This is a genomic window from Ochrobactrum chromiisoli (genome assembly GCF_026241335.1).
GTDB classification, from domain to species: Bacteria; Pseudomonadota; Alphaproteobacteria; order Rhizobiales; family Rhizobiaceae; genus Brucella; species Brucella chromiisoli.
This window is the reverse complement of the sequence record NZ_JAPHAV010000003.1, coordinates 262,816-285,033: the sequence shown is the minus strand read 5'-3', so window position 1 is coordinate 285,033 and position 22,218 is coordinate 262,816. Positions and strand designations below refer to the sequence as shown.

Here is a 22,218-nt window from a genome sequence, read left to right as displayed (position 1 = left end):
GTTTTGATCGGAACTCAATTTTGCGGAAGTCAGTTTGACCGGATTGTTCATTACATTCGAGGGTGGGGAAGGCGCGGGTAAATCAACCCAGATCGCCTTGCTGGCAGAGCATTTGCGTTCCCTTGGCTTCGATCCACTGATCACGCGTGAACCCGGCGGTTCTGCGGGAGCGGAAGCCGTCCGCCATGTGATTCTGAGCGGCAATGCCGAAAGCTATGGCCCGGCCATGGAGGCATTACTGTTCGCCGCCGCCCGTGCTGATCATGTCGATCAGCTGATCCGCCCGGCACTCGCTGAAAATCGTATCGTGCTTTGCGACCGTTTTATCGATTCGAGTAGAGCCTATCAGGGGGGCACGGGTAATCTTGATGCCACTTACATGGCGGCGATTGAACGTATCGCCATCGATGGTACCATGCCTGATCTCACAATCATTCTCGATATTCCTGCAGAAAAAGGCCTTTCACGAGCCAATAAGCGCCGTGGTGCTGACGTGGCGGATCGTTTCGAGAAAGAAGCGATTGCCGTGCATGAAGCACGCCGTCAGGCTTTTCTTGCTATTGCGAAAGCGGAGCCCGAGCGGTGTAAAGTGGTGAATGCCGACCGCACTCAGGATGCGATTTCCGTTGATATTATCCGAATTACCGATGAAATTCTGAAGAAAAGGGGACTTCTGTGATCGAAGAACTCGACGTCCCCAAAGCGCATGTTTCAATCGAGGGCGTTGCAGAGCCATCTGCCAGCGATTATCTCACTGGTCACAGCGAGATTGCGGCTTTCCTTGCGCTGGCCTATCGTGAAGGCAGGATGCATCATGCCCTGCTTTTTGAAGGTGAGCAGGGGATCGGTAAGGCAACGCTGGCCTTTCATCTGGCGGGCCATATGCTTGAACATAGCGATCAGGCTTCGGCACCTGAAACCATTGGCGCACCTGATTTTAACAAGCCACTATGGCGACAGATTGCAGGCGGCATGCATCCTGCTGTGCTGCATATCAATCGGCCTTTTGATCAGAAGACGGGCAAGTTCAAAACTGGCATCCCGGTTGAGGAAATTCGCCGTGTTACCCATTTTCTCACCCGCACCGCATCAGACGGCGCATGGCGCATTGTCATTGTCGATCCGGCAGATGACATGAACCGCAACGCGGCCAATGCGCTTCTCAAAACACTGGAAGAGCCGCCCGCCCGCGCAATCTTCATTCTGATCTCGCATTCATCGGGAAGATTGTTGCCGACAATCCGTTCGCGCTGCCAGAGCATCCAGTTCAAGCCGCTTGGCGATGATGCGCTCACCGACGCACTCGTTCACATCGGGCCAAGCGTCGGCCTTGATGCGGATAACATTACACCATCGCTTCTCGGTCGTTCGGAAGGCAGCGTGCGCAAGGCGCTGCTTCTCGTGGCGCATGGTGGAATGGAAATATCCGATACAGTGGATGCAATCTTGCAGGGACAGAATTTCGACCTACCGAAAGCGCAGGCTCTTTCAGGTGTTCTGAACGGTCGCGAAGCAGAAGTTCAGTATGAATTGTTCCGTGATTATCTGATGAGCCGGATTGCCGATGAGGCGCGTCGCTATGCAGATTCGGGTCAGTTGCGCGAAGCCGATCAATGGTCACGCTATTGGAGTGAGTTGACCCGCGAAATTTCCAATGCCGAGACCTATAATCTCGACCGAAAGCAGGCCGTTATGATTCTTTTGGAAAAAACGCATCGTGCTTTTCGGGCAGGCCTGCCTCCGCTTACGTGACATGCAGTCCTACATGCGTTATGTCACCGCTAACGTTTTTTGAATATCACACTTGAAGAAGCCGGATTTCCGATGAGCCGCGAAAAATTCTACATCACCACTGCGATTGCTTACCCGAATGGCAAGCCGCATATCGGCCATGCTTATGAGTTGATTGCGACCGACGCCATGGCGCGTTTTCAGCGTCTGGATGGCAAGGATGTTCACTTCCTGACCGGCTCGGATGAACACGGTATCAAGATGTTGCAGAGTGCGCGCAAGGAAGGCATAAGCCCGCGCGAACTCGCAGATCGCAACACCGCTGCTTTCCAGCGCATGGGCGAGTTTCTGAACAGCTCGCATGATGACTATATCCGCACCTCGGAAGAGCGTCACTACAAGGCCAGCCAGGCAATCTGGCAGGCCATGTCGGCCAGTGGTGACATTTATAAGGGCGGTTATGCGGGCTGGTATTCAGTACGCGACGAAGCCTATTACGGCGAAGAAGAAACTGAAGTCCGCGCCGATAATGTTCGTTACGGCCCGCAGGGTACGCCTGTCGAATGGGTTGAAGAAGAAAGCTATTTCTTCCGTCTGTCGAACTATCAGGACAAGCTCCTTGAGCTTTATGAAAACAATCCCGGCTTCATCATGCCTGCGGAGCGTCGCAACGAAATCGTTAGCTTCGTAAAATCGGGCCTCAAAGATCTGTCGATTTCGCGCACGACATTCGACTGGGGTATTCCTGTTCCGGGTGATGAAAAGCACGTCATGTATGTCTGGGTTGATGCGCTGACCAACTACATCACAGCACTCGGCTATCCAGATACGACCAGTGACAAGTGGGCTTACTGGCCTGCTGATGCGCATATCATCGGCAAAGATATTTCGCGTTTCCACGCGGTTTACTGGCCAGCATTTTTGATGTCGGCAGGCATTCCGCTGCCAAAGCGTGTGTTTGCGCATGGCTTCCTGTTCAACCGCGGTGAAAAAATGTCGAAGTCTCTCGGCAACGTTATCGATCCGTTTGAGCTGGTTGAACGCTATGGTCTTGATCAACTGCGTTATTTCCTGATGCGCGAAGTGCCATTCGGTCAGGATGGTAGCTACAGCCACGATGCAATCGTCAACCGTACCAATGCCGATCTCGCCAATGATCTTGGCAATCTCGCACAGCGCTCGCTGTCGATGATTGCAAAGAACTGCGACGGTAAGGTTCCAGTTCCGGGCGCTTTCTCGGATGCCGATAAGGCTATTCTTGATCAGGCCGATGCAGCATTGGAAACCGCACGCAAGGCTGTCGGCGATCAGGCATTGCACATCGCACTCGGTTCCATCTTTGCCGTTGTTGCGGAAGCAAACCGCTATTTTGCGGGGCAGGAGCCTTGGGCGCTGCGCAAGACCGATCTGGAGCGGATGGGTACGGTGCTCTATGTGACGGCAGAAGTGATCCGCCGCGTTGGTATCATGGTTCAGCCTTTCATTCCACAATCGGCGGAAAAGCTGCTCGATACTCTGGCAATCCCGGCAGACAAGCGCCAGTTCTCAGACGTAGCGGCAAGCCCGCTTGTTGGCGGCGCGGAACTGCCCGCACCGCAGCCGGTTTTCCCGCGCTATGTGGAAGCGGAAGAACAGAACTGAGCTGAATATGCTGGTTGATAGTCACTGCCATCTCGACTTTGCGGATTTCGAACCGGAGCGCGACGCTGTCGTTCAGCGTGCCCTCGACGCCGGTATCAAACGCATGGTCACGATTTCAACACGGGTGCGTAAGTTCGATACGATCTTAGCACTCGCTGAAAAATATGAGTCCGTCTATTGTTCGGTTGGCACCCATCCGAACAATGCCCATGAAGAACTGGATGTGACTGCCGACGATCTTGTGCGGCTGGCCGCGCATCCGAAGGTTGTCGCCATAGGCGAAGCGGGGCTTGATTATCATTATGATTATGCGCCGCCAGAAGCCCAGCGTCAGGGCTTCCTCGTGCATATTGAAGCGGCGCGCCGCACGCAGTTGCCGCTTGTGATCCATGCCCGAAGCGCTGATCAGGACATGGCCGATATTCTGGAAACTGAGACGGCGAAAGGCGCATTTCCCTTCATTCTGCATTGTTTCTCGTCAGGTCGTGCATTGGCAGAAAAAGGCGTAGAACTAGGCGGATACGTCTCATTCTCCGGCATTTTGACATTTAAGAATTCGGCCGATATTCGAGAAATAGCACAGATTGTTCCGCGTGATCGTTTGCTGGTTGAAACGGATGCGCCTTATCTCGCGCCTATGCCGCATCGCGGCCAGCGTAATGAGCCGTCATTCGTGCAGCACACAGCCGCCGTGCTGGCTGAAACAATCGGCGTAAGCAAAGAAGAAATCGCGGACATGACCAGTGAAAATGTCTTCCGGCTTTTCTCCAAAATGCCAAAGCCTGCCGGGGAATAATTATCGTGATATCGCCTCGCAATTGTCTGCGTTTCACAATTCTCGGGTGCGGTTCGTCGCCCGGTGTACCGCGTATCAATGGCGATTGGGGCAATTGCGATCCGAAAAACCCGAAGAACAAGCGTCGCCGTGCCGCTTTGCTGGTTGAGCGCTTCAATGCTGAGGGAAGTAGCACGGTTGTTGTTATCGACACTGGCCCGGATTTCCGGGACCAGATGATCGATGCCAATGTCACGTCGCTTGATGCAGCCATCTATACGCATCCACATGCCGACCATATTCATGGCATCGATGATTTACGCACCTATGTGGTTGAAAACCGCCGACTAATGGATGTCTATGCCAACCGGCTGACACGCAATCGTCTGTTTGAGGCCTTCGGCTATTGTTTTGAAACGCCCGTTGGGTCGAGCTACCCGCCGATCCTGTCAATGCATGACATCATGGCTGAAACGGCTTTCTCGATCACGGGTGCGGGAGGGCCGATCCGCTTTGAGCCATTTACACAGGTTCATGGCGATATTGAATCGCTCGGTTTCCGTATTGGCGATGTTGCTTATTGCACGGATGTCAGCGCATTCCCGGATGAGAGCCTCAAATATATCCGTCATGTTGATGTGCTGATTATCGGCGCGCTGCAATATCGCCCGCATCCAAGCCATTTTTCGCTGGAACAGGCGTTGGAATGGGTCGAGTTTTTCGGGCCTAAACGCGCAATCCTGACGCATATGCATGTGCCACTCGATTACGACACGGTCATGCGCGAGACGCCCGATCATGTAGAGCCCGGTTATGACGGTCTAAGCTTTGAAGTTCCAATTGCATAGAAAAAGGCCCAGAACGGGCCTTTTTCTATGAGTTTAAGCCTATCAGGCAACCGATCCCTTGACCGGGAAAGGCATTACATTGCTTTCTTCAACGTCTTCTTTCTTGGCCTTTTCCGACTTGTCTTCAAGCTGCAAACCACCGGCGCGAAGCAAATCGGAGAAGCGGCCACCGCGAGCAGCGAGTTCATCAAAGCTGCCGCGCTCAACCAGATGGCCCTTGTCCATGAACAAGACGATATCAGCAGAACGAACAGTCGACAGACGGTGCGCAATGATGAAGGTCGTGCGGTTTTCACTCAGATCATCAACGGCCTGCTTGACCTTTTCCTCGGTTTCAACGTCAAGCGCACTGGTCGCCTCGTCGAGTACGAGAATTGGCGAATCTTTCAGGATAGCGCGTGCAATTGCCAGACGCTGACGTTCACCGCCTGAAAGCTGCGAACCACGTTCACCGACAACCGTATCATAGCCATTGCCCTTTGCGAGAATGAAGTCATGGGCCGCGGCAGCCTTGGCAGCAGCCTGAACCATTTCACTCGTCGCATTTTCATTACCAACACGGATGTTTTCTTCAATCGAACGATTGAACAGACCTGCATCTTGGAAAACAGTGGCAATGGCATGACGCAACGAGCGACGGCTGACGGTGCGTGTATCAATGCCATCAATCAGAATGCGGCCGGCGGCAGGATCGAATACCCGCTGAAGGATATTGATCAGCGTCGTCTTGCCTGCACCCGTTGGGCCAACGATAGCCACGGTCTGCCCCGGCTTCACTTCAAACGAAACGTCATAGACGCCCTGACCCGAATTCGGGAATTCAAAGGTCACATTGTCGAAAACAATATCGCCCTTGACGTTTTCAAGATCGGTCGCGTCCTGTGGCTCCTGACGGTCAGCGGTCGCGTCTTCCATCTCGAAGAATTCTTCAAGCTTGGCGCGCGCCGTCACAGTCTGGTTGATAAAGGCGCTGATCTGGTCAAGACGGCCGATCATCAGCTGGGCAAAACCGATAAAGGCAATCACGTCACCAACACGCATCTGGCCCTTGGTTACGAAATACGCACCAAGCAGAAGCACGATAACCATCGAGAAGGTCGAAGCCATGCGGTTAAGGCCGCTGGCAAGCGCCCACCAGTTGAGAACCGGGAACTGAACGTTTTCGAGGTTCTTTGCATATTCGCGTAGTGCCTGCGTTTCCGAAGCAATGCGATTATAGCTCTGCACGACCGAAACGTTGCTGATTGTATCGCTCACATGCTCAAACAGCTTGTGGTGGTGCTTTTCAACAGCAGACTGGCCGTCCTTGGTTTTGCGCATGACGAGCTGGCCAATCATCACATAGATGACACCAAGCACGATCAGCACCATAGACATGCGAAGATCCATGCTCATAGCGACCGGAATAAGCGCCACCAGTGCCACCACGGTGGTCAGGTGCTGACGCATGAATTCGAGCCAGAGAGTGAACAGCGAGTCCGTTGCGCGGATCAGCGTATGCAGCGCATTCGACGTGCCGCGCTTCTGATGCCAAGCAAGTGGCATGGTGATAATGCGCTCATAAGAGTCGATCATCACACCCAAACGGCGACGATGGGCGAGGCGGTCAGCCCCACGCGCAACAAAAACCGCTGCGATGATGTTAAACGCACCGAGTGCTGCCCACATGGCGAGCTGCGTAACGATATCGCCTTTGTCGGAAATCGCCTGAATGACCCGACCAAAAAGGATCGGCTCGGCCAGCATGACAAGGGCAACCAGTACGCTTGCAACGCACATGGTTATGGTTGCAGCTTTCTCTGCTGCAAGATATTCCATGGCACGCCAGTAGATTTTGAACAAAGACACCGTGGGACTCCCGCCGTTCTATTTCAAGGGACTAAATGGTGCAGTCCCGTTATTCTATCAACATGCAATGAAGGCAAGACGTGGCAATTGGGTGTCATAGTTGACCATAAATTAAAAATGCATGTAACCGAGCGTGAAGATTCATAGCGTATTGGCATATTCTTGGCGGGGTGTTTAACAGCGTGAGAATTCCATTTTTGCCAAATATGCCTAGCAATCCGCCCTTGGCGCGTCTATTGACAGACATAAATGAGCGGCACACTGGCTTGTGCTGAAAAAATATTGATCGGGTTTTTCCATGGCAGGCGTTGAACAAAAGAGTGTGGACACAGACGAAGCGGGCATGCGGCTCGATCGCTGGTTCAAGGTCCATTTCCCCGGATTGGGCTTTGGGCACCTGCAAAAACTGTTGCGCTCCGGTCAGATCCGCATTGATGGCAGCCGCGCCAAGTCAGATACACGCTTGCAGGCAGGCCAAATGGTGCGCATTCCGCCGCTGGAAGTCGACGAAAAGGCCGCAGGGCCGATGACGGCGAAAACCATTCGCAGCCAGCAGGATGGCGATGTTCTCAAACAGATGCTGATTTATGAAGATCCGAAGGTTTTTGTGTTCAACAAACCGGCGGGTCTGGCAGTGCAGGGCGGTTCTGGCCTTGTGCGCCACGTGGATGGTATGCTGGAAGCGTGGCGCAATAAGAAAGGTGAAAAGCCTCGCCTCGTGCATCGTATCGACCGTGACACTTCTGGTGTGCTGGTGGTTGCGCGCACGCGTGGTGCCGCACAGGCATTGACAGCATCATTCCGCGAACGCGACACTAAGAAGACCTATTGGGCACTGGTAAAAGGTGTTCCACGCAAGCGCGAAGACAAGATTTCAACCTGGCTGGTCAAAGATCAGACGCCGGATGGCGATAAGATGCGTGTTTGCCAGCATGGTGAGCCGGATTCTGATCATGCAGTCTCTTACTACCGGATTGTAGAGAAGGTCGGCAACAATCTGACATGGCTGGAAATGGAGCCATATACCGGCCGCACCCATCAGCTGCGTGTTCATGCGGCGCATATCGGCCATCCGATCATCGGTGATCCGAAATATTTTGAAGCTGACCAGAACTGGGAATTCCCTGGCGGCATTCAAAAGAAGCTGCATCTTCATGCGCGCCGCATTCGCATTCCAAACCCGTCAGGTGGCATCATTGATGTGACAGCACCGCTGCCGCCGCACATGGTACAATCGTGGAACCTGCTTGGCTTTGATGAGGCAAACGCGGAAGAGTAACAATGTCGGGTGCGGCAGGGGGAAGTGTTCAGGGCAGGGTGTCATTCGACGGACTGGCAATTGCCCTCGTGATGTTTATCATGTTCACTTGGGGGCTTAATCAGGTTGCCATTAAGATCGGCAATCGTGGTTTTAATCCCATGCTCATGGCTTCAGGTCGTGCAGCTTTGGGTGGTGCCTGCGTTTTTCTTTGGTGTTACTGGAAGCGTATTCCGCTGTTCGGTCGTGACGGAACGCTGAAGCCCGGCATTCTGGCCGGCCTTCTTTTTGGCGTCGAATTCGTCATGATCTTCCTTGCGATGGAGCTGACCAGCGTCGGGCGCGTCACGCTGATGATGAATGTCATGCCGTTCTGGGTGGCAATCGGCAGCCATTTTCTTTTGGGCGAGCGTATGTCTATGCGTGCTTTCATCGGCATGTGTGTGGCGTTTATCGGTGTTTTCGTGGTGTTCTCAGACCATATCAGCCGTCCGGGTCCGAATGCACTCTACGGTGATCTGCTGGCGCTGATTTCCGGTATGCTTTGGGGAATGACCACGCTCGTCATTAAACGGTCGAAGCTTGCAAGTGCTGCGCCTGAAAAGACATTGCTCTATCAACTGGTCGTGGCTGCATTCGTGCCGTTGCCATTGCTGTTTTTCAGCGGCCCATTGATCCGCGACCCGGATATGCTCTCGGTGCTGTCATTTCTGTTTCAGTCAATGTTCGTGGTGGCTGTGACCTATCCGCTGTGGTTCTGGATGATAAGCCGCTATCCGGCTTCCAAATTATCAAACTTTGCTTTTCTGACGCCTGCTTTTGGCGTGTTGCTGAGTGGATTGCTGCTTCATGAACCACTGGGTTGGAAAATCCTTGCAGCGCTTGCCCTGATTGGTCTGGGCCTCATTATTATTAACCGCCCAGCAAAAGCCGGAGCCGCATGATGAAACTTGTTCTCTTTGATTGTGACGGCACACTTGTCGATAGCGGAGATACGATCCATCATTGCATGGCAGCAAGCTTTGTTGATGCCGGACTGACGCCGCCTGAAATCGAGCAGACACATTCGATCATCGGTCTTTCGCTGCCGATAGCGATTGCCCAGCTGCTTGGTCGCGAAGTTGATGAGCAGGCGCACTGGCTCACGCAGCGCTACAAGGAAAACTTCGTAAAACTTCGCCAGACGCCCGGTTTTGCAGAACCACTTTATGATGGCATCCTGCCGCTTCTGACAGAGCTTGGCCGCCGCGATGATCTTCTTTTGGGAATTGTCACTGGCAAGTCGCAGCGTGGCGTTCGCTCGATTTTTGAACGCCATGGCATCGGACATCATTTCATGATCGTTCGTACCGCTGATGATTGCCCGTCCAAGCCTCATCCGGCCATGGTGCTTGAATCCTGTTCCGAAATGGGGATAGAACCAGAGCGAACAATCGTGATCGGCGATGCGATCTACGATATGCAAATGGCTCGCTCGGCAGGCGCGCGCGCCGCAGGTGTTTCATGGGGCTATCATCGCCCGGATTCACTTGTGGAAGCAGGCGCTCATCACGTTTTGAGCAAGCCAGAAGAACTTCATGCAATCCTGCATGAAATGGATACCTCTATTCTCTAATGAACCGGACAATATTATGCGCGACACTCTGAGCGACCCGCAAGCTGAAATGCCAATCTCCCAGAAAGACCCGGTGGCGCGCTCGCAGGAACTGATGCGAACGCCACTGCCAAAACGTTTTTATGAAAAGGCTGAGGTTGCCGAAGTTGAAGGCGGTTTCACCGTGCACCTTGATGGTCGTCCGGTCAAAACCCCGGCACGGGCTGTGCTGCTTTTGCCAACATCAGATGCAGCTGAAATCATCGCTGAAGAGTTTCGCGCGCAGATAGACGTGATCGACCCGTCCAAAATGCCTGCGACCCGTCTGGTGAATACGGCTGTTGATGGCATTGCACAGGACCCGCAAGCGGTATTTGAAGACATTCTGCGCTTTGCCGGAACGGACATGATCTGCTATCGCGCGGCAAGCCCGAAGGAACTTGTTGCACGTCAGACAGAGCAATGGGACCCGCTGATCGACTGGGCGGAAAGCCTTGGCGCCCGTTTTGCACTTGCAGAAGGTGTGATGCATGTCGAACAATCACGTGAAGCGATTGCAGCTTTCGGCATTCATCTTGCAGAATTCAAGAATCCGATTGCGCTGGCATCGCTGCATACCATGACAACGCTGACCGGCTCCGCACTGATCGCTCTGGCAATCGCCAAAGGCGAAGTGTCTGTTGAGGATGGCTGGAAACGCGCGCATCTTGATGAAGACTGGACCATTGAGCATTGGGGTGAGGATGCTGAAGCGCGCGCACGCCGTACAACGCGTGAGAGCGAAATATTGGTTGCTGCCCGCGTCTTGCAAGCGCTCTAGTTATTATTTAACTGATAACTATAATATACTGATTGTAAAAGAAAACCCGGCTTTCGCCGGGTTTTCTTTCGCGCACCTTCTGGCACGTCGTTCCCCTCGGTAATGGCCTTAACCGGAGTGAGTGGCAATTGTTCATTGCCACCCGCAATCCTGATTAAACCGAGTAGTACATGTCGAACTCGATTGGATGCGGCGTTGTTTCATAACGCATCACTTCCGCCATCTTGAGTTCGATGAAGCTGTCGATCTGATCGTCTTCGAATACACCGCCAGCCTTCAGGAACTCACGATCCTTGTCGAGGGACTGAAGCGCTTCACGAAGCGAACCACAAACGGTTGGGATCTTCTTGAGCTCCTTTGCAGGAAGATCATAAAGATCCTTGTCCATCGCCTGACCTGGATGGATCTTGTTCTTGATACCGTCAAGACCAGCCATCAGCAGCGCTGCAAAGCAGAGATATGGGTTTGCTGCCGGATCAGGGAAGCGAACTTCAAGGCGCTTCGACTTCGGCGACGAGCCGAAAGGAATACGGCAGGAAGCCGAACGGTTGCGAGCCGAGTAAGCCAGCAGAACTGGTGCTTCATAACCCGGGACCAGACGCTTGTAGGAGTTGGTCGATGGGTTGGTGAATGCGTTCACGGCCTTTGCGTGCTTGATAACGCCACCGATAAAGAACAGGCAGTTTTCCGAAAGGCCGGCATATTCATTGCCCGCGAAGGTTGGCTTGCCATCTTTCCAAATCGAGAAGTGGACGTGCATACCCGAGCCGTTGTCACCGAAGACTGGCTTTGGCATAAACGTTGCGGTCTTGCCGTAGGCATTAGCAACCTGATGCACAACATACTTGTAGATCTGCATCTTGTCGGCGTTGCGAACGAGCGTGTCGAACTTGACACCCAGTTCGTGCTGAGCGGACGCCACTTCGTGGTGATGCTTTTCAACGGTTACGCCCATTTCCGTCAGAACGGTGAGCATTTCCGAACGCATGTCCTGCGCGCTGTCGATTGGCGGAACAGGGAAGTAACCACCCTTGACGCGTGGACGGTGGCCGAGATTGCCGGTTTCGTAATCGGTGTCATCGTTCGATGGCAGCTCGGTTGAGTCGAGCTTGAAGCCTGTGTTGAATGGATCAACCTTGTACTTCACATCATCGAATACGAAGAATTCAGCTTCTGGGCCAACATAAACAGTGTCACCGATGCCGAGCGACTTCATGTAGGCTTCGGCCTTCTTTGCAGTCGTGCGTGGATCGCGGCCATAAGCTTCACCCGAAACCGGATCAAGAATGTCGCAGAGAATGACCAGCGTGGACTGAGCGAAGAATGGATCAATGTGAGCGGTTTCCGGATCTGGCATGAGAACCATGTCGGATTCGTTGATGGCCTTCCAGCCAGCAATCGATGAGCCGTCGAACATAACGCCATCAACGAACATGTCTTCGTCGACGAGGCCGATATCCATCGTAACGTGCTGCAGTTTGCCCTTAGGGTCTGTGAAGCGGAGGTCGACAAACTTAATGTCGTTATCTTTGATCTGTTTCAGAATGTCATTGGCAGTCGTCATTTTAATATCCTGTTTGCACGACGATGTTCGGTAGGCTGGTTTTATTAGATGGCATCCACGCCGGATTCACCGGTACGAATGCGGATAACTTCTTCGATATTGGAGACGAAAATCTTACCGTCACCAATGCGCCCTGTCTGGGCTGCCTTGCGAATAGCTTCAATGGCGCCATCGACGGTTTCATCGGCGACGATGACTTCAACTTTCACCTTGGGAAGAAAATCGACGACATATTCCGCGCCGCGGTAAAGCTCGGTATGGCCCTTCTGTCGGCCAAAACCCTTGGCTTCAATTACAGTAATTCCCTGCAAACCAACTTCCTGAAGGGCTTCCTTCACTTCATCCAGCTTGAAAGGCTTAATGATGGCTTCGATCTTTTTCATCAGAGAATGGTCTCCGCTCTTGTTCGGAAATGGGCGTCGTGCCCGTTTCGCTGATATAGAAGCATGAACTGTGCCAACTCGTTAGGTGACAGCCATTTTTTTTAAGTTCTGCGTTGTTTTCAGCAAATTTTGCCGAAATTTTCGCATCTATTCAGCTGAAAAGGGCGCTGATATTGAGGCTAGCGCATTTTCAATAATTTCAGAAGTCTAACCTTCCTCGCAGCAGAGTGGCATTTTTTTTGTCATCCCGGCAAGGCAATCCGTGTGAAAGATTTTCAACGGCAGTTTTATGCTCTGCACGGTGATTAAAAAATAGACAATCTGCCATGAACTTAATCAGACTTGCATCAAAGCGAATGGCGCGCGATTAATCAACCAACAACCAGGGGAAATATGAGTCATGCTGGAACTGTTGACGCCGGAACAAATGTCGCGTGCAGACAAAATGACAATTGAAAGCGGCACGCGTGATGGTTTTTCACTGATGCTCGCAGCAGGGCGTGCCGTTGCAGATGTAGCCCAGCGCATGTTCCTTGCCAAAGGCCGGGTCGCCGTTCTCTGTGGCCCCGGAAACAATGGTGGCGATGGCTATGTTGCGGCCCAATTCCTCGCTAAGGCCGGATATGCCGTTACCTGCTTCGGAACAGCGCAGCCCCGCCCGGACACCGATGCGATGAGGGCACTCCACTATTATAAAGGAGATGTGCGGCGTATCAGTGCGTTCGAACCCAAAGACTTTGTCGGCGTCATCGACGCAATTTATGGCGCAGGTCTGGCGCGCGCGGTGGAAGGCGCCGAAGCCAGCGCAATAGAAGCAGTCAATGCTTCGAACATTCCCGTTCTGGCTGTGGATTTGCCAAGCGGCATATCCGGCAAAGACGGGCAGGTTTTGGGAACCGCTGTTTGGGCACGCGCAACCGTGACATTCTTCCGTAAGAAACCCGGTCATCTCTTGCAGCCGGGCCGGGCGCATTGTGGCGTGCTTCATGTGGCAGACATTGGGATTCCCGATACGGTGCTGAAAAGCATCACTCCAGATACTTTTGAAAACGCACCGGAGCTTTGGCAGGACCAACTGCCCATACTTGCAATCAATGCCCACAAATATAGTCGCGGCCATGCGGCAGTTTTTTCCGGGCCTGTGCATTCAACAGGTGCGGCACGTTTATCGGCAAGGGCGGCAGCGCGCAGTGGTGCAGGGGCTGTCACATTGCTTTCGCCACCTGATGCAGTTTTAACCAATGCAGCCCATCTGACGAGCATCATGCTGCGCGAGACACGCAATATAAAGGATGTTGAAACCTTTTTGGTGGAGCGCAAGGTTGCAGCCTGCGTGCTTGGCCCGGGCTACGGCAATCCGTCATTTGCCCGCGATCATGCCTTGATGCTGTTGACAGCTGTCAACGGGCGCTCTGAATATCTAAAAGGCGTGGTTTTGGATGCCGACGGCATCACGGCCTTTGAAAATCAGCCGGAACAGCTTTTCAAAGCTCAAAGAAATACCGACACGGCGCTTGTTCTCACGCCACATGAGGGCGAGTTTCGGCGTCTTTTTCCGGATATTGCAGCCGGGAACGAAATGTCAAAGCCAGATAGGGCATGCAAAGCAGCAAAACGGGCAAATGCCATTGTGATCTATAAAGGGCCGGATACGGTAATTGCAGCACCTGACGGGCGCGCCATTATCAATGCGAATGGCACACCATTTCTCGCAACGGCGGGATCGGGCGATGTGCTGGCTGGCATTGTATGCGGATTGCTTTCACAGGGAATGCCAGCCTTTGAAGCAGCAGGCGCTGCCGTCTGGATCCATGCAGATGCAGGCCGACGCTTCGGACATGGGCTAATTGCAGAGGATTTGCCAGAGCAATTACCCGCCGTCTGGGCTTCGCTCTAGAGGATTTTCAGCAAAAGTGCGAAGCGGTTTTGCGTGGGATAATGCGTAACAAATTGATAGAGCCTTTCCAGGGATTCAATCAAAATACGAAATGCTCTATCGCCCGGATGTTCGGCTATTGCCACTCCCCACGTCAACGGTAACGCTGCCGGAAATCGAAACATCAGTATTGCCAACGCGGAAATTTTTCCAACTCCCCGCCGGCTGACTATCGGGCTCAGGTGCAGGTGGTGGTGCCGATACGATCGGCTTTTGCATCTTCACGCCCGGTAGTCCCGTCTGTGACGGCTCATTTGCAAAAGCACTTGCTGATAACGCTATTGAAGAAACAGCGGTAAATATAAGAATTTGCTTCATAATAGCGTTACCTTGTTTCAGACTTTATCTGCAACGGCTTCCAAAAGCTGCTCAGCCATTTCAAGTGTGAATTCATCATAATGCGAGATGACGCGGCTTGGCTCGTAATGCTGAACCGGCAAATCAGTATAACCGAAATCTACCGCAACAACAGGGATACCGGCTGCTTTCGCCGTATCAATATCTGTACGGCTGTCTCCAACCATCACGGCGCGATCACGGTTTCCGCCCGCCTTGGCAATTGTTTCGATCAAATGGCGCGGATCTGGCTTGCGGAATGCAAATGTGTCTGCACCGCAAATTGCCGCAAAGCGATGAGCTTCACCCATTGCAGTCAAAAGCTTGACCGACAATGTTTCAAACTTGTTGGTGCAAACCGCCAATGTGTAACCATTCGCAGAAAAACGATCCATGGCTTCGAGGACGCCTGGATAAAATGCCGAGTCGCCCGGCATGTGTGCTGCATAATGCTCGCGGAATTCTTCAACAAGGTGATCAAGCTTCGCATCATCAAGCTGTTTTTGCTGCGCTGCAAAAGCGCGCTCGATCATAACGCGGCCACCTTGTCCCACAAAGCGGCGCAGCTGACCATGGTCAGCCGTTTGCAAGCCCGAGATTGCAAGGCAGTGATTCAAGCTGCCCAGAAGGTCTGGCGCTGTTTCAACCAATGTGCCATCGAGGTCGAAAACGATAATGGGCTTGGAGTTGGCAGCGGACATGATGCTTCTTTCGGGAAAAAATCTGTGTTGATGCAGTGCTAGCTGATCTTTGAGATAGGCTCAAGTTCGTACCTTCTCAAGACAGAGATGAAATAAGAGTTCATCGCAAAAATAACGATAATTCATATTGAGAGCTTTGTTGCGATGCTCCCGCATGCTAGAGGCGTTGCCGGAGACGGATAAGAATCCGATGGGAAGATAGAAATTCAGGCATGGATATTTCAGGCATGGATGAAGCACGAAAGCTCAAAATCGCCGCTGCCACAGAGGCATTGACACATGTCAAAGATGGAATGCGTCTGGGAATTGGAACTGGCTCGACGGCAGAAGAATTTGTGCGTCTGCTCGCAGAAAAGGTAAATTCCGGCTTTAAGATCATTGGCGTGCCGACTTCGGAACGCACAGCTGATCTTTGCAGAGAATTGGGGGTTCCACTCACGACTCTGGAAGAAACGCCGCATCTTGACCTGACCGTCGATGGCGCTGATGAAGTCGATCCTAATCTTTCAGTCATCAAGGGCGGAGGTGGTGCATTGCTGCGTGAAAAGATCGTCGCTGCCGCTTCCGACTCAATGATTGTTATTGCAGACGGGTCGAAAGTTGTTGAGACGCTTGGCCATTTTCCTCTGCCGATTGAAGTCAATCGTTTTGGACTTGGCGCAACTTTACGCGCTATTGAACTGGCTGCTTCGCAATGCGGCCTTGCAGGTCCGTTGGTCCTGCGTTTAAAAGACGGCTCACCATTTGTAACGGATGGTGGGCATTATATCGTGGATGCATCTTTTGGCCGCATTCCCGATCCAAAGATTCTATCTGACGCTCTCTTCGCCATACCGGGCGTTGTCGAGCACGGACTTTTTATCGGACTGGCACGGGCCGCAATCATTGCAGGCGCTGACGGCATCCGAACCATGACCCGGCCTTAAACCGCCTATAAGAATTGTTTGAACGGAGTACTGACCATATGATCCCGGCAACTGGCTTCCGCCGTCTGATTGCACCGTTTTCCGCACTCGTCCTGCTGTCAGGCGTTCATGCGGCCTCAGCACAGGAAATTTCCGCTTCGCATCTGGACGCTGCCCGCGCGGCAATTGCTTCCATTCAGGCGACTGAACAGTTTGATGAGATCCTGCCGAGTGCCGCACGGGCGCTGAAGGGGGAACTTATTCAGAAAGACCCAAATCTTGAAGCGCTCATCACCAAGACTGTTGATGACAAAGCGCTCGCGCTTGCTGCTCGCCGCGCTGATCTCGAAACTGAATCGGCTCGCGCTTATGCAAATGCGTTCAGCGAAGATGAACTCAAAGCAATCGCCGCATTCTACAATTCCGAAGCAGGCAAGAAGCTGCTTGCTGAAGGCCCGATTGTAACGCGCGAAGTCGTTAAGGCTGCCAATATCTGGCAGAACGGAATTGCCCGCGATCTCGCGACTTCGGTTGCAGAAGTTCTCGCAGCTCAGGCAGGTGCTACGGCTACGCCTGAACAGCCTGCTCAGCAGTAATTTCTTATTGTAACGCAGATTTTAAAAGCCCGGCGACTTGGCCGGGCTTTTTCTTTTGCTTACATAAGTGTCACGCATCAGATTTAAATGGAGAGTCCCATGGCCGGTTATGATTATGATCTTTTTGTTATCGGTGGTGGGTCCGGTGGTGTGCGGGCAGGGCGCCTGGCCGGTGCAATGGGCAAAAAGGTCGGTCTGGCCGAAGAGTACCGTATGGGCGGCACCTGCGTTATTCGTGGGTGTGTCCCAAAAAAACTCTTCGTTTACGCCTCGCAATTTCCCGAGCACTTTGAAGATGCGGCCGGATATGGATGGAATGTTGGCAAAAGCAGCTTTGAGTGGAAAAAGCTTCTCGCGGCGAAAGACAAGGAAATTGATCGGCTTGAAGGTCTTTATCGCAAAGGTCTGGAAAACTCGAACGTCGATATTTTTGCAAGTCGCGCAGAACTGATCGATGCACACACAATCGAACTCAAAGCTGACGGGCGCCGTGTCACTGCGGATCAAATTCTGATTGCAACGGGCGGTCATCCAAGCGCGCATGACGCGCTGCCCGGCCATGAATATTGCATTACGTCTAATGAAGCCTTTCATCTGGAAGAGTTACCGAAATCCATCGCCATCGCTGGCGGCGGTTATATCGCAGTCGAATTTGCCAATATTTTCCACGGTCTTGGTGTTGAAACGACAATCGTCTACCGCGGCAAAGAAATCCTCTCGCGCTTTGACCACGATCTGCGTCAACTGCTTCATGAAACCATGGTTTCTAAAGGCATTCGCATCATCTGCGGCGCAGTTTTTGAGAAGGTCGAAAAGCAATCTGATGGCGCATTGAAAGTTTCGCTGACCAATGGCGAAACACTCGATGTCGGTCAAGCCATGTTGGCAATTGGCCGCAAACCCAATACCGCGGGCCTTGGTCTTGAAAAAGCAGGCGTAAAAACCGACGCGCTGGGTGCCATCGAAGTCGATGATTATTCCCGCACAAGCGTTTCCAATATCTGGGCTGTTGGCGATGTTATCAATCGCGTTCAGTTGACGCCGGTCGCGATCCACGAAGCAATGTGCTTCCTTGAAACAGCTTTCAAAGATAATCCAACGAAACCCGATCATGAGCTTATTGCCACGGCAGTTTTCTCGCAGCCTGAAATCGGCACTGTTGGCTTGCCGGAAGATGAAGCTGCAAAGAAATATGCTGAACTGGAAGTTTATCGCGCTTTGTTCCGGCCAATGAAGAACACGCTTTCAGGCCGCAACGAAAAAACGCTGATGAAACTCATCGTTGATGCCAAGAGCCGGAAGGTTGTCGGGGCCCATATTATGGGGCCGGATGCCGGCGAAATGGCACAGCTGCTTGGGATTTCGCTCAAAGCTGGTGCAACCAAGGACGACTTCGACCGCACCATGGCGGTTCACCCGACAGCGGCGGAAGAACTGGTTACAATGTATAAGCCGACCTACCGCGTGGTGAACGGGCAAAAGCTCGAAAGTTGAACTTTCGTATCACTCCCATCCTGTTAACGATTCTCGCTGGTATAAAGTGAGCGTCTGCATTATATCAACGCGATCACGCGTGCTGTTATGCGTGCACAGACATTGAATTGTCTTGCACAAACGCATTTCAGCTTTCGTGCAAGGAGGAACTAATCCGAGAGAAATCGCGCGGATAATTAAAACAGGTGTGAAATGACGAAGAACTGGACCCCAAATTCCTGGAGAGACAAACCGATCAAGCAAGTGCCGTCTTATCCAGACGCACAGGCTCTGACCGATGTTGAGGCTCGCCTTCGTACCTATCCACCGCTCGTATTTGCAGGCGAGGCCCGCAAGCTGAAAAGCCAGCTGGCAGACGTTGCCGAAGGCAAGGCATTTCTGCTTCAGGGCGGCGATTGTGCGGAAAGTTTCGCAGAACATGGCGCGGATAATATTCGCGACTTTTTCCGCGTCTTTTTGCAGATGGCCGTCGTGCTGACATTCGGAGCATCCAAGCCTGTTGTTAAGGTGGGCCGTATTGCCGGTCAGTTCGCCAAGCCGCGTTCTTCCGATATGGAAACACTCAATGGCGTCGAGCTGCCATCATACCGTGGCGACATCATCAACGGCATCGATTTCGACGAAGCATCGCGTATTCCTGATCCGCAGCGTCAGGACATGGCTTATCGCCAGTCCGCTGCGACACTGAACCTGCTGCGTGCCTTCGCGCAGGGTGGTTATGCGAACCTTGAAAACGTACATCAGTGGATGCTCGGCTTTGTTGGCAAAAGCCCGCAGGCAGAGCGTTACGCTGCACTGGCGCAGCGCATTTCGGAAACGATGAATTTCATGCGGGCGATCGGCATCACCTCTGACAGCAATCATTCGCTGCGTGAAACCGATTTCTACACCAGCCATGAAGCGCTGCTGCTTGGCTATGAAGAAGCGCTCACACGCGTCGATTCGACCTCTGGCGACTGGTACGGCACTTCGGGTCACATGATCTGGATTGGCGATCGCACACGTCAGGCTGATCATGCGCATATCGAATATTGCCGTGGCATCAAGAACCCGCTCGGTTTGAAATGCGGTCCATCGCTACAGCCCGATGATCTCATCCGCCTGATCGATCTTCTCAACCCTGAAAACGAAGCTGGACGCCTGACGCTCATCGCGCGTTTTGGTTACGACAAGGTCGGCGATCATCTGCCACAGCTCATCCGCGCCGTTGAACGTGAAGGCCGTAAGGTTGTCTGGTCTTGCGACCCGATGCACGGCAACACGATCACCGCAGGCGGTTACAAGACGCGTCCATTCGACCGTATCCTCAAGGAAGTTGAGTCCTTCTTCGCGATCCATCGCGCCGAAGGTTCACATCCGGGCGGTATCCATGTCGAAATGACCGGCAAAAACGTCACCGAATGTACGGGCGGTGCGCGTGCGATTTCAGCAGAAGATCTGCATGACCGCTACCACACGCATTGCGACCCACGTCTGAACGCCGATCAGGCGCTTGAACTGGCTTTCCTTCTGGCAGAACTGCTCAAGAAGGAACGGGATCTGGGCTCGGAGAAGCAGGCCGTTAACGCCTGATTGAATAAAGTCACTTTGAAACAAGCGCAGGGCGGAGAATTCACTCTCCGCCCTGTTGTGTTTCAAATGAATTCGCTTATTGGTTTTGGCGAAAACTCATTTGGTGGCATCAATGAAGCGAATTTTTCTGGCGTTTCTCAATTCAATGCGTGCTCTTCGCTACTTGGCCGCTCATGAAAAGGCAGTCCAGCAAGAACTGGTGCTTTTCCTGTTATCAGTGCCAATCGCATTCTTTCTTGCTCCGAGCGGGCTGGCATTTCTGCTGATGACAGGATCGATCCTGTTTCTCATTCTTGTTGAAGTGCTCAACACCGGTATTGAAGCCACTTGCGATGCTGTTTCGCGTGATTTTCATAAGGAAATTCAGATTGCCAAGGATTGCGGCTCGCTCGCTGTTCTGATCGCGATTGTTTTTGTCGCCGCCACATGGGGCTATATTCTGATCACAACCTATATGATCCGATAAAGAACGACTGTTCTTGAACGCCATCCGTTGCAATTAATTGCACAAGCGCGCTAAAGCTGACGCATGATCAGCGTAAACGAGAATCTCGACATGCTTCGTATTGCCGTTGCACAGCTCAATCCTGTTATGGGCGACATCGCCGGAAATCTTGCCAAGGCGCGTGCAGCCCGCGCAGAAGCAGCCAAAATGAACGCCGACCTTGTGATGTTCACGGAGCTGTTTATTGCGGGTTATCCGCCGGAAGATCTGGTTCTCAAAACGGCCTTTGTCGCAGCCTGTGAAAAGGCTGTGGCTGCGCTTGCCAAAGACACAGCAGATGGTGGACCAGGTGTCATCATCGGGACACCGATGCAGCGTGACAGTGGCCTGCATAACGCTGTCGCTGTTCTGGATGGCGGTGAAATCATTGCCGAGCGTTTCAAGGTCGATCTTCCCAACTATGGCGAATTTGACGAAAAACGCGTCTTCCAGTCGGGCCCAATGCCCGGACCAGTCAATTTCCGCGGTGTGCGCATCGGCATTCCGATCTGCGAAGATATATGGGGTGATCTCGGCGTTGCGGAAACACTGGCCGAAAGTGGTGCTGAACTCCTGCTGGTGCCCAATGGTTCGCCTTATCACCGCGCCAAGATCGAGCGCCGCTATCAGGTGGTTCTGAAACAGGTCATCGAAACCGAGCTTCCCATGCTCTACGCCAATCAGGTGGGCGGGCAGGACGAACTGGTCTTCGATGGTGGCTCATTCGTATTTAACGCCGACAAGACGCTTCGCCTGCAAATGCCGCAATTTGCAGAAGCCATTACACTGAGCATATGGAAGCGGGACGGCGAGGGCTGGCATTGCGAGGAGGCCGAAAAGGCTACGCTGCCGGAAGGTCTGGAAGCTGATTATTCGGCCTGTATGCTGGGCCTGCGTGATTATGTGAACAAGAACGGCTTCAAGGATGTTGTGCTTGGTCTTTCAGGCGGTATCGACTCGGCGATCTGCACAGCGTTAGGCGTCGATGCGTTGGGCAAGGATCGCGTGCGCTGCGTGATGCTGCCCTATCGTTACACGTCCGAAGAGTCGCTCAAAGACGCTGCCGATTGCGCCAAAGCGCTCGGCGTGCGTTATGATATTGTGCCGATTGCCGAACCTGTCGAAGGCTTTCTGTCTGCACTCAAGCCTTTGTTTGAAGGCACAGAAGCCGGTGTGACGGAGGAAAACCTCCAGAGCCGTGCCCGTGGCACCATTTTGATGGCAATCTCCAACAAGTTTGGCTCGATGGTTGTAACCACCGGCAACAAGTCCGAAATGTCGGTCGGCTATGCAACGCTTTATGGCGATATGAATGGCGGCTTTAACCCCATCAAAGATGTCTATAAAATGCAGGTCTATGCGTTGTCGGAATGGCGCAACAACAATGTTCCGGCGGGCAGCCTTGGGCCTGCAGGCGAGGTGATTCCACAAAACATCATCTCAAAGGCTCCATCCGCAGAATTGCGCGAAAACCAGACCGATCAGGACAGTCTGCCACCTTATCCGGTGCTGGATGACATTCTTGAGTGCCTCGTTGAAAACGAAATGAGCAATGCTGAGATTGTCGCGCGCGGCCATCAGCTTGAAACGGTACAACGGATCGAGCATCTGCTTAATCTGGCCGAATACAAGCGCCGCCAGTCTGCGCCCGGTGTCAAAATTACCAAGAAGAATTTTGGACGTGATCGTCGTTATCCAATAACGAACCGCTTCCGCGACCGCTGAAAGATTG

The 22,218-nt window shown here is 52.9% G+C and carries 20 protein-coding genes; 16 read left to right on the top strand and 4 right to left on the bottom strand.

What is annotated here, in order from left to right:
• Positions 1-34 precede the first annotated feature (34 nt).
• The 5 genes from tmk (at position 35) to OPR82_RS10515 (ending at position 4,995) form a co-directional block, all read left to right on the top strand.
• Positions 35-679 carry a dTMP kinase gene (tmk, locus tag OPR82_RS10535; protein WP_265984735.1) on the top strand — a complete coding sequence of 215 codons (645 nt, stop codon included), beginning with the start codon at positions 35-37 and terminating at the stop codon, positions 677-679.
• Positions 676-1,752, top strand: a complete 1,077-nt coding sequence (locus tag OPR82_RS10530; RefSeq protein WP_265984734.1) for a DNA polymerase III subunit delta' — start codon at positions 676-678, stop codon at positions 1,750-1,752. The genes tmk and OPR82_RS10530 overlap by 4 nt, the downstream gene beginning before the upstream one ends.
• Before the next feature lie 72 nt (positions 1,753-1,824).
• Positions 1,825-3,372, top strand: coding sequence for a methionine--tRNA ligase (gene metG / locus OPR82_RS10525; RefSeq protein WP_265984733.1), 1,548 nt, complete (start codon positions 1,825-1,827; stop codon positions 3,370-3,372).
• 7 nt (positions 3,373-3,379) lie between these two features.
• Complete coding sequence (locus OPR82_RS10520) at positions 3,380-4,168, top strand: TatD family hydrolase (protein ID WP_265984732.1); 789 nt, start codon at positions 3,380-3,382, stop codon at positions 4,166-4,168.
• A 5-nt stretch (positions 4,169-4,173) separates the two neighbouring features.
• A complete protein-coding gene (locus OPR82_RS10515; RefSeq protein ID WP_265984731.1) occupies positions 4,174-4,995 on the top strand; it encodes an MBL fold metallo-hydrolase in 822 nt (273 codons plus the stop codon).
• A gap of 42 nt (positions 4,996-5,037) precedes the next feature.
• Here the strand turns inward: OPR82_RS10515 and OPR82_RS10510 are convergent, their stop codons facing one another.
• Positions 5,038-6,843, bottom strand: coding sequence for a glucan ABC transporter ATP-binding protein/ permease (locus OPR82_RS10510; RefSeq protein WP_265984730.1), 1,806 nt, complete (start codon positions 6,841-6,843; stop codon positions 5,038-5,040).
• Positions 6,844-7,141: 298 nt separating this feature from the next.
• On the opposite strand from OPR82_RS10510, the gene OPR82_RS10505 reads away from it, so the two are divergent.
• Genes OPR82_RS10505 through OPR82_RS10490 form a run of 4 tightly spaced genes read left to right on the top strand, consistent with a single transcriptional unit; the run spans position 7,142 to position 10,515 of the window.
• A complete protein-coding gene (locus OPR82_RS10505; RefSeq protein WP_265984729.1) occupies positions 7,142-8,122 on the top strand; it encodes an RluA family pseudouridine synthase in 981 nt (326 codons plus the stop codon).
• A 2-nt stretch (positions 8,123-8,124) separates the two neighbouring features.
• The gene (locus tag OPR82_RS10500) at positions 8,125-9,045 is read left to right on the top strand and encodes a DMT family transporter (RefSeq protein ID WP_265984728.1); all 921 of its coding nucleotides are present in this window, start codon (positions 8,125-8,127) and stop codon (positions 9,043-9,045) included.
• Entirely contained in the window at positions 9,045-9,716 is a 672-nt protein-coding gene (locus tag OPR82_RS10495) for an HAD-IA family hydrolase (RefSeq protein ID WP_265984750.1), read from the top strand. Before OPR82_RS10500 ends, OPR82_RS10495 begins: the two co-directional genes overlap by 1 nt.
• A 16-nt stretch (positions 9,717-9,732) precedes the next feature.
• The gene (locus OPR82_RS10490) at positions 9,733-10,515 is read left to right on the top strand and encodes an ATP12 family chaperone protein (RefSeq protein ID WP_265984727.1); all 783 of its coding nucleotides are present in this window, start codon (positions 9,733-9,735) and stop codon (positions 10,513-10,515) included.
• A 154-nt stretch (positions 10,516-10,669) separates the two neighbouring features.
• Here the strand turns inward: OPR82_RS10490 and glnA are convergent, their stop codons facing one another.
• The gene (gene glnA / locus OPR82_RS10485) at positions 10,670-12,079 is read right to left on the bottom strand and encodes a type I glutamate--ammonia ligase (RefSeq protein ID WP_265984726.1); all 1,410 of its coding nucleotides are present in this window, start codon (positions 12,077-12,079) and stop codon (positions 10,670-10,672) included.
• Between the two features lie 44 nt (positions 12,080-12,123).
• Complete coding sequence (locus OPR82_RS10480; RefSeq protein ID WP_007874909.1) at positions 12,124-12,462, bottom strand: P-II family nitrogen regulator; 339 nt, start codon at positions 12,460-12,462, stop codon at positions 12,124-12,126.
• A gap of 400 nt (positions 12,463-12,862) precedes the next feature.
• Between OPR82_RS10480 and OPR82_RS10475 the strand changes: the two genes are divergently transcribed.
• Positions 12,863-14,359 carry an NAD(P)H-hydrate dehydratase gene (locus OPR82_RS10475; RefSeq protein WP_265984725.1) on the top strand — a complete coding sequence of 499 codons (1,497 nt, stop codon included), beginning with the start codon at positions 12,863-12,865 and terminating at the stop codon, positions 14,357-14,359.
• Between the two features lie 374 nt (positions 14,360-14,733).
• Here the strand turns inward: OPR82_RS10475 and OPR82_RS10470 are convergent, their stop codons facing one another.
• On the bottom strand, positions 14,734-15,435 hold the full coding sequence (locus OPR82_RS10470; RefSeq protein ID WP_265984724.1) for an HAD family hydrolase: 702 nt from the start codon (positions 15,433-15,435) through the stop codon (positions 14,734-14,736).
• Between the two features lie 227 nt (positions 15,436-15,662).
• Here OPR82_RS10470 and rpiA point away from each other — a divergent pair, with 227 nt between their 5' ends.
• The 6 genes from rpiA (at position 15,663) to OPR82_RS10440 (ending at position 22,211) form a co-directional block, all read left to right on the top strand.
• Positions 15,663-16,361: a ribose-5-phosphate isomerase RpiA gene (gene rpiA, locus OPR82_RS10465; protein ID WP_265984749.1), complete on the top strand. Its 699-nt coding sequence runs from the start codon at positions 15,663-15,665 to the stop codon at positions 16,359-16,361.
• A gap of 38 nt (positions 16,362-16,399) precedes the next feature.
• Entirely contained in the window at positions 16,400-16,936 is a 537-nt protein-coding gene (locus OPR82_RS10460) for a DUF2059 domain-containing protein (RefSeq protein ID WP_265984723.1), read from the top strand.
• A gap of 99 nt (positions 16,937-17,035) precedes the next feature.
• Positions 17,036-18,430, top strand: coding sequence for a glutathione-disulfide reductase (gor, locus tag OPR82_RS10455; RefSeq protein ID WP_265984722.1), 1,395 nt, complete (start codon positions 17,036-17,038; stop codon positions 18,428-18,430).
• 192 nt (positions 18,431-18,622) lie between these two features.
• Complete coding sequence (locus tag OPR82_RS10450) at positions 18,623-20,002, top strand: class II 3-deoxy-7-phosphoheptulonate synthase (RefSeq protein ID WP_265984721.1); 1,380 nt, start codon at positions 18,623-18,625, stop codon at positions 20,000-20,002.
• Between the two features lie 112 nt (positions 20,003-20,114).
• Positions 20,115-20,468: a diacylglycerol kinase gene (locus tag OPR82_RS10445; protein ID WP_265984720.1), complete on the top strand. Its 354-nt coding sequence runs from the start codon at positions 20,115-20,117 to the stop codon at positions 20,466-20,468.
• A gap of 63 nt (positions 20,469-20,531) precedes the next feature.
• Entirely contained in the window at positions 20,532-22,211 is a 1,680-nt protein-coding gene (locus OPR82_RS10440; RefSeq protein WP_265984719.1) for an NAD+ synthase, read from the top strand.
• Positions 22,212-22,218 lie beyond the last annotated feature (7 nt).